Genomic DNA, 13,047 nt, shown 5'->3' with positions numbered 1-13,047 from the left:
CTCGATTGTGACATTTTCAACGAGCAAACTCACACGCGACAGTCGCGTAAGCCTTCGACTGCCGCATGGTGCGTGGATGACAGACTGACAAGCAGATAGCTTACCTGATGCGATGATTTGCGACGAGAAATAAAGAGCAGCCCCATTCCCAACAGGAATAGTGACGATGGTTCTGGCACAACGGCCACACCATTTCGCGGACCTGCTTCGTAACCCCCGCCGGCAAAAGCGGTGACCAAATCGCCACTGCCAAATCGCTGATCACCGTTCCAATCTCCACCTGCCCAACCCGCAAATTCATCCAGCTCATACTTGCCGGCTGAAAAAACGACAACCAAGTCACTCGAATTGAACTCGCGGTCCAGGTTTGAATCTCCAAACCAAGTGTTCGCAAGCTGTTCAACCCAAGTCGTTCGGTCTTCCGCGCTGACGCTGCCGTCGCCGTTGGCGTCGAAGGTCAGATCGTCCGAACCGATCGCCGCCGTTAAGAAGTCAATGTCGCGAGAATCCAGTGTACCACTCTCGTTGTAATCTCCGGCAAGCGCGCCTCGAGAGATTACCAAATCATCGATTGCACCCCCAAATCGTCGAGTTCCTCCGACCGCACCGAATATTTGAATGCGTACTGGACCAGATCCGTCACCCACATACTCAAACTCCACCGGCGTATCCAGCATGCCGTCACCGTCCAGATCCTGGGCATCCGGGTTACCCTGATCCCAAGGTTCCGGACGTGCATCGAAACTGGCTAGCACCGAATCATCCTCGCGTAACAACTGAATCTTGATGAAATCATCTTCCGTGGTGGCCTGGCCCTCGCCGCCCCAGGCGCTGGGTCCAATCCGCGCGCTGAGTTGATAGTTTGCTCCAGCCTCATTGGCGTCGATGCCTTCGACAAGCGTCATCGTGTTCGTATCGCTGGTGAATTTTGGTGGCTCTTCCTCACCACCAGCGACATCCACGACATGCGCGGTTCCACCGCCTTCCTTGCTCCAATTCGGCAAGTCGCCACTGTGAGCAACCGGCAAACCGGACTCGAACTGAACGCCGTTAAAGTTCGCAGCCGGAGCATTAAAGCCGTCAAAACCATCCCTGAAGACCTCGGCCCCACAAGTCAACTTCAAATTATCGATTGCTCCGCCGAAGTGACCGCTACCGAAATTCGAGGGCCCGACCCGCAAGCGAATGTCACCAGAGCCGTCACCGACGTACTGAAAACTATCGGGCACGAGCTCGATGTCTCCAGCCCAATCACCCGGCATGTTCGTATGGGCGGCAAGCACGCTGTCATTGTCTCGCAAGACTTCGATCAGCAGTCCATCGTCGGCCGTTGTCACTTGGCCAGGCGCCTGATAAACGGCTGGACTCGCGTCAAAGTCTAACGTGCAGGTCACATCCGAACTGTTCGAACCTGCGATGCCGTCTTCCAGCGTGATCACGTTGTTCTGCCAGATCATGACCGCCGGATCCACCGCCGTAATCGTTTCTGCCCTCGGGAGCTCAATCGGAATACCGTTGAAAAATTGGATCGCATAATTGGTCTCGTTTTCAAAGGTCCCCAGGTCCACCCCGTGAGCCGCATGACGCCCCGTCGCTTCCCAGCCCTCAACCCATCCCCAACCAAACACATCGAGGTCCGTGCTGGCTTGGATGCCACAATTTGGTAACGGGTCATCACAATCCGTTTCAACGCCATTGCCTGGCTGCCCAAGGGCCGCTTCAGAAAGGTAAAACGAATTGAAATCTTCACGAAAGATTTCGCCGTAGCTCAGATTTCCCCCCAGAACACAACCTAGTAGTACAGTCGTTCGGATAATTTTCATGGTCTCAATCCAATCACATATAAAATTGTCTGCCACCCAGAATGACTCTTGCCTCTCCACCAGTTGCCTTTTCTCATCGAGCGCTCTTCCGCCGCCACGGGGGTAAATGACCCGTCGAGCGTAATTGATGCTGGATCCGTTCGCCAACCTGCAATGACCAGCACAGGGATTGCCGCTGATTGTACAGACATGAAATTTGATAAACAATTAATTTTTCTGAAGGAAATAAGTCTGACGCTATATGGCGTTATTGGGCTGTATTTGAAAGCCGAAGAGATCTCTGATTAATCAGGCGATTGGATTGACGATCAGATGTGAGTTGCGTTAAACTAGAAAGAATCGACGCATCCACACCACTGATTATCAGGAAAAGGGAACTGCATGGGCAATCCAATGACAATGGGACCCTGCGACGCTGCCGCCATCGTCGACCAGATTGACGAACTGATCGTGAACAACGGTCTAAAAGATGGCGAGCGACTCCCGCCCATTCGTCAGCTGGCGGTTCGGTTTGGCGTGAAGGCGGGCGTTGTGCGAGACGCTTTGTTGGACGCCCAGGGCAAGGGCTTCGTCAAGGTGCTTCCTCGTGTCGGTGCGATCGTCCAATCCAATAACGGTGATGAAGATTGGCAGTCGACAGGAGTCGATCTTGGCCGCGAATTCGAGGGCTTGATGGATCAGCAAGACCACAACCTATTTCATGTATTCGAAACACGGGAAGTGCTGGAGGTGACGATGGTCGCTCGCGCGGCGGAACGAAGAGAGCTTCCGGAGTTGCTCCGATTACGGCAAATTCTCGAAGACATGGCAGCAATTCCGATTTCAACCGCATCACCCAAATTTGCTGAGCTTGACATTGAATTTCATGTCGAGATTGGACGGCTATCGGGAAATAGCTTGATGGCTGCGTTGCTTGATTCGCTTTTGAGAAAGTTACAGCCCAATTTAGCGAGAATTCGCTGGTCAGAGAATCGCCGAGAGCAGACGAAAGGTTCACATGCAAGGATCTATTCTGCTCTGGTGGCAGGTGACGCGGAACAGGCGACACGAGAAATGCGAGACCATATTCGCCCGGCTTACAACAGTTTGCTGGATGAACTGCGAGATCCTCCTCCGATGAACGGCGAAAACAGCCGGTCTCAATGAATCACTCACACTCGGCCGAAAAATCGATGAAACCGACCCATCACAAGACGAGTCGTCGCAGCTTTCTGCGGACAACAAGCTGCGGGTTTGGCGCTTTGGCGCTAAGCGGCATGCTTCAGCAGCAGCTCCAAGCCTCGCCAGTTACCTCAGCGAGTGGATCTGCATTAGGTGCGAAGCCAACTCACTTTCCGCCCAAAGCCAAACGGATCATTTTTCTGTTCATGTCAGGCGGTCCATCGCAGATGGACCTCTTCGATTACAAGCCGCAATTGGCAAAAGGATCTGGCGGAGGTTTGCCGTACGAGCTGCCCACGACCGAAGCGACTGTTGGTCTCGACGACACGAAACTCTTGGGGCCGGTTTCCGGCTTTCGGCACGCCGGCGAAAGCGGACTCTATATGAGCGAACTGTTACCCCACACGGCTAGGCATGCCGATGACCTGTGTGTCTTGCGAGCAGTCGAGGCTGACAGCCCGAACCATCCGGTTGCGATTCGGCAATTGCACACTGGCAATCTGTTTGACACGGTACCCTCCATGGGCGCTTGGCTCTCCTATGGACTCGGAACTGAAAACCAGCAATTGCCGAGCTACATTACGATTCTTCCCAAGGAAGGCGAACGTAATTACAGCAGTGCGTTTCTGCCGGCAATTCATCAGGGCACCGCGATCCAGCATGTGGGGTCTTCGGCGGACAAGGCTCCCATTCGGCACTTGACCGATTCCTCTTTGCCAAAAGATATCCAGCGACATCGCATCGATCTGATTCAGCAGATGAACCGACAGCAACTCAAGCGATTGGAGACGGATCAACAGATGGAGGGTGTGATTGCATCGTTCGAGCTCGCCTTTCGCATGCAAACGGAGACTCCGAAGCTGGTCAATCTGGCAAATGAGTCGAAAGAAACGCTCGCTCTGTACGGTGTGGGGGAAGAGCCAACCGACAGCTTCGGGCGGCAGTGCTTGTTGGCGAGACGTTTTGCTGAGGCAGGCGTGCGATTCGTGCAAGTCTCGCTTGGCGGTTGGGACCATCACAATAAGATCGCCACGGGATTGCCCGATCGTTGTGCCGTCTCTGACAAGCCGGTTGCTGGCCTGCTTTCCGATCTGAAATCACGTGGCCTGCTCGACGACACACTCGTTTTGTGGGGCGGTGAGTTTGGTCGGACGCCTCACGCACAAAATGGTGACGGTCGCGAGCACAATCATCACGGCTTCACGATGTGGATGGCCGGCGGCGGCGTCAAAGGCGGCGTCACGCACGGGCAAACCGACGACTTTGGTTACTACGGCGTCGAAGGGCATGTTCACATCAACGATCTGCACGCCACGATGCTCCATCTGATGGGGCTCAATCACGAACGGCTAACCTTTGCCCATCACGGACGTCCGTTCCGACTGACCGACGTCGCCGGTCGAGTGGTGGAAGAGATTATTGCATAATCTCTTCAAGAGCATTTTGTTGTTGGACTTCACTCCGACAAGAAAGTGACCGAGATTGGCAATCGATCGAAGCGCCCCTTGGCGTGACGAATCAGGGCAACTTGTGTCGCCAACCCACAACCTGAAAATCGCTCGAGAAGGCAGTTGCATTAGCTCGCCCATCGCGAAATAAATCGAGCCATTGTTCGCATTGAGCTGTTACAATCATCTTGCTGCCATCACAGCAGTCCTTGATTTGCAATTCGAAGAGTTGCCTTGCGAGATCGCCGACGATACCAATCAATCAAACTGGCAAACCAGCCTCGACAATCCGAGCTTTGAGAGGGTGCCCCCAAGCGACCCCAAAACGCGAAGCTCTCTTCAACCACGCCCCGAACACCATCTCGAAAGATCCTACCCATGAAGACACGATTCCTCTTTGGTCTATGGACCTTGATTGTCAGTTGTTCTGGCGCGATAGCCGACACATCGCCCAACATTGTTTACATCATTTCCGACGACCAGGCATGGACCGATTACGGTTTCATGGGGCATCCTCATATCAAGACTCCCAATCTGGATAAGTTGGCAGCAGAGAGTGTTCGTTTCGAACGCGGATATGTTCCAACTGCTCTTTGTCGACCTTCGCTGGCAACACTGGCAACGGGACAGTTCACGCACCGACATGGAATCACAGGTAACGATCCTTCTCCCAAACATGCCAAGCCCGATACAGACCTTTACCATCAACGCCGTGCCCAACTTATTTCCTATCTCGATCAGTTCGAGACGCTGCCTAAACTGTTGTCCGAACGAGGTTATCTCAGCCACCAGAGCGGGAAATGGTGGGAAGGAAGTTTCCAACGCGGGGGATTCACCCATGGAATGACTCGCGGGTTTCCGAAACCTGGCGGTCGCCATGGTGATGATGGCCTGAAAATTGGTCGGCAGGGGATGGAACCGATTGAAGCATTTGTTGACCATGCCATCGAAGAGAAGAAACCGTTCTTTCTCTGGTATGGCGTTTTTCTTCCGCATACGCCGCACAATCCTCCGGAGCGTATTCTGAAGAGATACAAGGCACAAGGACACCCTCTGCCTGTCGCAAAGTACTACGCCAACTGTGAGTGGTTTGACGAAACTTGTGGTCAGCTGATCGACATGCTCGAGGAACGCGGAATCAGAGACGATACGCTGATCGTTTATGTAACGGACAATGGCTGGATCAATCGAACTGATCGTTCCGCCTATGCTCTGCGATCCAAGCAGAGTCCGTATGAAGGTGGTACCCGAACGCCCATCATGTTCGCTTGGCCAAACGGCGGACTTAAACCGACCAAGCGTTCCGAGTTGGTTTCGTCGATTGATCTGTTTCCTACTGTGCTTGCCGCAGCCGGTGCTCGGACACCTGATGAATTACCCGGTTTAAATATCTTGGACAATCTCCAGCACGATCGTCCGATTGAGCGATCAGGTATCTTCGGTGAGGGATTCGCGCACGATATTGCGGATATCGAAAATCCAGAAGCTTCGCTACTTTATCGCTGGCGAATCGAGGGGAAATGGAAATTGCTTTTGACATACGACGGTGAGGTGAATCGTTATCAGAGCAGCCATCCTCGAACCGAAAAACGTCCGCAACTCTTTGATCTGTCAAAGGATCCCCACGAAAAGCAAAACGTTGCCAAACAACATCCCGAAGTCGTCGCTGATCTCGCTGCCAAGATTGACGCATGGTGGCCTGTCAAAGAGCGACAAGTTATCACCAGCTACGACTGAATTCATAATGCCGTCGTTCCACGAATAGCAACTGGAGTCTGGCCGAATTGCGGGCAACGTGATTCATTTAAGTGCAGCCGACGAAATAAAAGTAAATTCAAATCGATGGATGCTTGGAATACTACACAGATGGCACTCGGGCACCTAACTGTCGCAACTACGAACGCCAGAGGGTGGGCGCAATTATTTCAAGCGTTGGTGAGATTTGCTCCCGGTAGACGATCCACTGTGAAACCATTCATCAAGCCATGGGAGTTGCAGATGCTTCGGGTTTATGTTCTTGGATTCGTCTCGCTTTTTGCCCTCTCCGCAACCGCAGTAGAGCGACCGAACGTGATTGTCTTTTTGGCCGACGACCAGGGCTGGGGGGACCTGAGTGCAAATGGGAATCTCAATATTAGCACACCAAATATCGATTCCCTGGCGAAAGATGGCACCATCCTGGATCGATTTTATGTCTGTAATGTGTGTGCACCTACCCGTGCGGAGTTTCTTACTGGGCGCTACTATCCTAGGACAGGAGTAAGTGGTGTCAGCCGGGGAGAAGGCAGGCTAAATGCTGATGAGAGTACGATCGCCGATACATTCAAGTCGGCAGGATACGCGACGGGCGCGTTTGGGAAATGGCACAACGGAACTCAGCCGCCTTTGCATCCCAATGATCGAGGCTTTGATGAATTCTACGGCTTTACTTCAGGCCACTGGGGTTTGTATTTTGACGCGCCAATGGACAAAAACCGTAAGCCGGTTAGAGGTGAGGGTTATATCGTTGATGACTTCACCACGCATGCGCTCGAATTTATCGAAGCAAATCGCAACCAGCCATTCTTCTGCTATCTGCCCTACAATACTCCGCACTCACCGATGCAGGTGCCTGACCGTTTTTATGACAAGTTCGCAGACAAGCGATTGAAGCTCAAGCATCGCGATCCAGAAAAAGAGGATGTGCCTAAGACCAGGGCAGCGCTGGCGATGTGCGAAAACATCGACTGGAATGTGGGACGCGTACTCGAGAAATTGGACGAACTGGGGATCGCTGAAAACACGATTGTGCTCTATTTTTCTGATAATGGTCCCAACTCTAACCGGTGGAATGATGGGATGAAGGGTCGGAAAGGAGCGATCGATGAAGGCGGTGTACGCGTGCCCTTCTTGGCACGCTGGCCTGGGCATATCCCTGCCGGGGAAAAGGTACGGGAAATTGCCGGGGCTATCGATCTTTTGCCGACCTTGGCGGATATGGCCGGCATCGAGCCCGTGGGCAAAAAAACATTGGACGGCATCAGCATCAAGTCTTTGCTTCTTGGGAAAACTCAAGACTGGCCAGAGCGGATGTTGATCTCTATTAAGCGAGGTAGGAAAGGCAACACGGCCGAAGTCAGTGTGCGCACCCAACAATATCGGCTCGACAGTGACGCCTGTCTCTACGATATGGAGGTCGACCCAGGACAGCGTGCGGATGTGTCGGAACAGTTTCCTGAGTTGACTCGTGAACTCAAGAAAGTTGCAGCCGATTTTTCCCGGGAGATGGTGCCACAGTTACAAGCTAGTAAGGCACGTCCTTTTCATGTCGGTTATGGCCCGATCACCACGCTGCCTGCCCGAGATGGGAATTACGTAGGGAATATCCAGAGAAGCAATAGGGCACCGAATCATTCTTTTTTCACGAATTGGACGAGCAGCGAAGATCGCATCACCTGGGACGTGAATGTCGGGACGGCAGGGAGTTACCAAGCAGTCGCCTATTATACCTGTGCGCCAAAGAATGTCGGGTCAACAATCCACATCAAGATGTCGACCGGTGGTAACGGTCGCGCCCAGGTTGAGGAGGCATTTGATCCACCGCTGGTCGGCGAAGAATTTGACCGTACTGCTCGAGCTTCGGAATCATTTGTGAAAGATTTCAAGCCTCTTAATCTTGGCACGATTAAGCTAAAGCAAGGTCCGGGCATCCTGACCTTGCAAGCGAGTGATCTACCAGGCTCGGCCGTTGCAGATATCCATTCTCTCGTACTGACATTAAACTCACATCCCTTCGAGTCCTCCAAGGCTGAAGGCAGCGAGATTCACCAACCGTCTCCATGAGTTGGGGTTGCCGAAGGATTTACGCAATAAGCTAAGAGCACACAGGACCATCCGATGATCGACCAACTGAATGCAGCGGGCTTGACGGTCACTCTGTTGCTCCTGAACACGGCAACCATCGTAGGCATTGAGCGAGAAACTGGGCAGACAGAACCGCCCAACATCATTTTTATTTTGGCGGATGACATGGGGTATGGAGACCTTGGATGTTATGGCGCTACGAAAATCAAAACACCCAACATTGATCGACTGGCTCAAGAGGGAATCCTCTTTACGGATGGACACTGCGGAGCCTCAACCTGTACACCAACCCGATATGGATGGATGACCGGCCGTCATCCTTGGCGATCGTGGTGTAAATACAGTGCCCTCAGTACCAATGCTCCGTTGTTGATCGAAAAAGATCGAGTGACCATCGCTTCCTTTTTGAAGTCGGTTGGTTATTCGACGTCGATCGTTGGCAAGTGGCATCTCGGTTATGGCCAAGAGAAAGGCTTTGAAGATAATCGTGGCGATTTGGCTCCGAATTATTGGGAGACGCGAGCAGGCGGGCCGGATTGGAATGGCGAGCTGAAACCTGGTCCGTTTGAGAATGGCTTTGAGTACTCTTACGTGATCCCCGTGGCCAACAGCTTTCCGCCTTATGTCTTCATTAACAATCGCCGCGTGGCGGGACTCCGTGCCGACAGCCCAATCGGTAAACTCGAGTCGAAGAACTACGGAAAGATGGAGGGTGGTGAGGGAGCTCGCTGGACGGACGAAGAACTGATCGATCGATTTGCGGATACGCTGGTTTCACAACTGGAGAGTCTCGCAAAACGGCAGCAACCATTTTTCCTCTGCTACACCCCGACGCAACCACATATCGGTTCTCGCAGTGTAAAAGGCCAAACCCACTGGCCGAATACCCGCTTTCAAGGAACAAGCCAGGCAGGCCCTTACGGTGACGTGATTCACGAATTGGACTGGTCGGTTGGTGTGATTCTTCAAACGATCGATCGTCTGGGCCTGGCTGAAAACACACTCGTCATTTTTACAAGTGATAACGGTGGGTACACTCGGAACTTCAACGGTCATCAGCCCTGCGGTTCTGTCCTGCGTGGCGGCAAGGGGGATCTGGTCGAAGGCGGGATTCGAGTTCCATTCTTGGCAAAGTGGCCCAGCAAAATCAGGTCAGGGATTCGTTCCCAGGAAATTATTTCTACGACCGACATGTTGGCCACCTTTGCGGCGATCGTCGGCAAGGATTTACCGACGGGTACGGCTCCGGACAGCTACAATGTACTTCCTGCTTTGCTCGGGCAAGCGTTGCCGCACCCCGAACGCCCTGTGGTTTTGTCGAGTGGTGGGACGGGAGCCATCTCGATTCGGGCTGGCAAATGGAAGCTGATCGAAGGTCAGGGGGATTGTGGTTATGGAGAATTTATCAAGAAACGCCCTTGGCCGAAACCGCAAGTCGGAGCGCCCCCAGCTCAACTCTACAACTTGGAAGTCGACTTGGGCGAAGCCGACAACCTTTACCGGAAACACCCGGATATCGTTCATCGTTTGAAGGTTGGACTTGAGGAAATTAAAGCGGATGAAAACTACAATCCGACTGTTTTGGAACAGCCGCAAGAAAGGCTTACGCTCGAGCAGTTGGACGCGTTGTTCCTCAAGCCGCAGCGAGAAAGGTCGACAGGATCCAGGGAATAGAATTCAGCGGCGTTGCTGAGCAAAATGGGCGAATTTGCTCGCATGGTTGTGAGCGGAAATTGAAACAGTGCGAAGCAAATCTTCCAAAAGAATAGAGAGATCACAAGAGATAACTATGATCAACATAAAACCTTCATTGAAGTTGATTGCGAATGTTTCTTTTCTCAGCATGAGTCTGCTGACCGGGTTGAGCCAAGCTGCCGATCCGATGAACATTGTTGTGCTCTACGCGGACGATTGGCGGCATGACACGCTTGGCTGCGCGGGAAATCCAGTCGTCGAGACACCGACGCTTGATGCACTCGCCGAACAGGGTATGCGGTTTACTCACAACTGCGTCACCACCTCGATTTGTGGGATTAGCCGAGCCAATCTTTATACTGGTCAGTGGATGTCACGGCACGGGGCTGACCGGTTTATCATGTGGAAGACTCCGTGGGAGGAAACCTATCCAGGTTTACTACGTGAAAACGGCTATTACCTTGGGCATGTGGGGAAGTGGCACAACGCACCGTTCCCGAAGGATAAGTGGGATTTTTCCACGGTTTATCACGGCCGACATTGGTACCAAGACAAGAACAGTCCGGGCGGTAAGATCCACGTGACTCAACGCAACGAACGGGATGCACTCCAGTTCCTCAAGACGCGACCCCAAGACAAGCCTTTCTATCTGACAGTCGCGTTTTTCGCGACTCACGCAGAGGACCAGCACAAGGACCAGTTCCTGCCTCAACCCGAATCGATGCAGCGGTACAAGGATGTTGCGATTCCTGTTCCGCCCAACGCAACCGAGGCTTCTTGGGAGCGTCTGCCGGAATTTTTCGACGAGAAAAATGAAGGCCGTAATCGCTGGCACTGGCGTTTCGATGATCCCGACAAGTACCAAAGGATGATGAAAAACTATTACCGTATGGCGAGCGAGGTTGACTCGACTTGTGGCGCCGTGCTGGACGAACTCAGACAGCAGGGCGTGCTCGATAAGACACTCGTGATCTTCACGACAGACAACGGCTACTATCATGGTGAGCATGGCCTGGCGGACAAGTGGTATCCCCATCAGGAAAGCATTCGCGTGCCGCTGATCATACGAGATCCACGGATGGAAAAATCCCAACAGGGTGCGACGAATGACGACTTCACGCTCAGCGTCGACCTTGCCCCAACAATCCTCAACGCCGCCGGTATTTCAAGCCCGGAACGGATGCAAGGACGCGACATCGCACCACTCTATCTCGCCCAGCAGAAACCGCAGTGGCGCACGGAATTCTTTTACGAGCATCCGACGTTTCGAAATGCGGATTTTATTCCCGCCTCCGAAGCACTCGTGCGCAAAGAGTTTAAATATATGTATTGGCCGGATCACGACGTCGAGCAATTGTTCGATTTACAGAAGGACCCACGTGAGGAGACTGACCTCGCGAAAAACCCCGACTACGCGAAAAAGCTTGGCGAGATGCGTCAACGTTTCCAGCAACTCAAGGCGGACGCTCGATAAATGGCATAAGATCTATCCCGGTTCCAGGATCGCGTGCCTCCGCCGCGTTTGCTTTTGACCCTCGACGGATCCACTGACATTTTTACGAATTCGTAAATGATGGCTTTTCAACGACGAATGATTTCAATATGTCAAAACAACAACTCCCTGGTTTTGTGGTATTGCTGCTGATTTTCCCTGCCGCAGTCGCCGCCCAAGAATCGAATCAGCCCGATACAAGCAATCAGCGTGTGTCCCAGATGCCCAACTTGATCATTCTGCTGGCCGACGACTTAGGCTACGGAGAGCTTGGCTGCCAGGGGAATCCACAAATCCCGACACCTCATATCGATGCGATTGCGGGGGCAGGGGTTCGTTTTACTTCGGGCTATGTCACCGCACCAAATTGCAGTCCGTCGCGAGCGGGGATTCTGACTGGTCGTTTCGGCACTCGCTTTGGCCATGAGTTCAATCCCACTGGTGCGAAAAACGAAGACCCCGAAAAGGGACTTCCACTGAAAGAAAAAACGCTGGCCGATGCGCTGACAAGCAATGGCTATGTCACAGGACTGTTCGGTAAATGGCATTTGGGTGGATCGGCCCATTATCACCCCATGCGTCGTGGCTTCGACGAATTTTTCGGGTTCACTCACGAGGGACATTACTTCGTCCCCGAACCTTGGAAGGGCGTGACGACGTGGTTGCGTCGCGCAACTTTGCCTGGCGGTGGCAAGGGACGCCGAACGTTTGGAAAGGTCACCTACAGCACGCACATGAAATACAGCGAACCGGATTACGACGCCAACAATCCGATCGTACGCGGAAGCCAACCCATTAACGAAGAGGAATATCTGACGGATGCCCTGACACGTGAAGCAGTCGATTTCATCGACCGACAACAAGACAAACCGTTCTTCCTCTTGCTCGCCTACAACGCGGTCCACAGTCCTCTCCAGGCCGCCGATCAGTACATGAAAAAATTTGAACAGATCGAAGATGTACAGCGACGTATCTTTGCTGCCATGCTTGCGAATCTTGATGACAGCGTTGGAGCGATTACCGACAAACTTCGTCGCTTGGGCCTCGAGCAGGACACGATTCTTGTTTTTCTCAGTGACAATGGTGGCCCAACTCGAGAACTGACGAGCAGCAACCTGCCTCTTCGGGGAGAAAAAGGGCAAATGTATGAAGGCGGCATTCGCGTTCCGATGATGGTGCGTTGGCCTGGCAGATTGCCTGCCGGGAAAACGTATAACCGGCCTGTGATCAGCACGGATCTGTTTGCAACCCTCTCTGCGGCGGCGGAGCTTCCCCTCCCCCAGAAAGCGAAGCTGGATAGCGTTAACCTTTTGCCCTATCTCACAGGTGAAGCGCAGGGGGATCCCCATTCGAGCCTCTATTGGCGCCAAGGCGAGAAGCGGGCCCTGCGTAAAGGCGACCTGAAGATTGTTCGGCAGTTTCCGAGCAAACAATGGAAACTCTTTGATCTGTCCAAAGATATTTCGGAACAACATGATTTGTCAGCGAGTCAGCCTGAACGACTCGATGAACTGGTTAACGATTGGAACGAACTCAATTCGCAAATGGTTGAACCTGCTTTCCGATAACTGCTCCCTACCCTTTT

General features: G+C 52.9%; 9 protein-coding genes. 7 read left to right on the top strand and 2 right to left on the bottom strand.

The genetic code is table 11. The features are described 5' to 3' along the window. Positions 1–29 precede the first annotated feature (29 nt). Complete coding sequence (locus P8N76_19795; GenBank protein ID MDG2383926.1) at positions 30–1,823, bottom strand: PEP-CTERM sorting domain-containing protein; 1,794 nt, start codon at positions 1,821–1,823, stop codon at positions 30–32. A gap of 381 nt (positions 1,824–2,204) precedes the next feature. On the opposite strand from P8N76_19795, the gene P8N76_19790 reads away from it, so the two are divergent. Beyond that, positions 2,205–2,969, top strand: a complete 765-nt coding sequence (locus P8N76_19790) for an FCD domain-containing protein (GenBank protein ID MDG2383925.1) — start codon at positions 2,205–2,207, stop codon at positions 2,967–2,969. Positions 2,970–2,995: 26 nt separating this feature from the next. Next, complete coding sequence (locus tag P8N76_19785; GenBank protein ID MDG2383924.1) at positions 2,996–4,411, top strand: DUF1501 domain-containing protein; 1,416 nt, start codon at positions 2,996–2,998, stop codon at positions 4,409–4,411. A 218-nt stretch (positions 4,412–4,629) separates the two neighbouring features. On the opposite strand, the gene P8N76_19780 is transcribed toward P8N76_19785, so the two are convergent. Continuing rightward, a complete protein-coding gene (locus P8N76_19780) occupies positions 4,630–4,812 on the bottom strand; it encodes a hypothetical protein (GenBank protein MDG2383923.1) in 183 nt (60 codons plus the stop codon). Between P8N76_19780 and P8N76_19775 the strand changes: the two genes are divergently transcribed. The 5 genes from P8N76_19775 to P8N76_19755 all read left to right on the top strand — a co-directional run bounded on the left by P8N76_19775 (position 4,811) and on the right by P8N76_19755 (position 13,030). Then, complete coding sequence (locus P8N76_19775) at positions 4,811–6,169, top strand: sulfatase (GenBank protein ID MDG2383922.1); 1,359 nt, start codon at positions 4,811–4,813, stop codon at positions 6,167–6,169. The genes P8N76_19780 and P8N76_19775 overlap by 2 nt on opposite strands. A gap of 261 nt (positions 6,170–6,430) precedes the next feature. Beyond that, positions 6,431–8,254 carry an arylsulfatase gene (locus P8N76_19770; GenBank protein MDG2383921.1) on the top strand — a complete coding sequence of 608 codons (1,824 nt, stop codon included), beginning with the start codon at positions 6,431–6,433 and terminating at the stop codon, positions 8,252–8,254. A gap of 54 nt (positions 8,255–8,308) precedes the next feature. Continuing rightward, complete coding sequence (locus P8N76_19765; protein ID MDG2383920.1) at positions 8,309–9,949, top strand: arylsulfatase; 1,641 nt, start codon at positions 8,309–8,311, stop codon at positions 9,947–9,949. Between the two features lie 169 nt (positions 9,950–10,118). Continuing rightward, on the top strand, positions 10,119–11,444 hold the full coding sequence (locus tag P8N76_19760) for a sulfatase (GenBank protein ID MDG2383919.1): 1,326 nt from the start codon (positions 10,119–10,121) through the stop codon (positions 11,442–11,444). Positions 11,445–11,572: 128 nt separating this feature from the next. Then, positions 11,573–13,030: a sulfatase gene (locus tag P8N76_19755; GenBank protein ID MDG2383918.1), complete on the top strand. Its 1,458-nt coding sequence runs from the start codon at positions 11,573–11,575 to the stop codon at positions 13,028–13,030. Positions 13,031–13,047 lie beyond the last annotated feature (17 nt).

It is taken from the genome of Pirellulaceae bacterium, assembly GCA_029243025.1.
GTDB lineage: Bacteria > Planctomycetota > Planctomycetia > Pirellulales > Pirellulaceae.
This window is presented reverse-complemented; position numbering and strand designations above follow the sequence as displayed.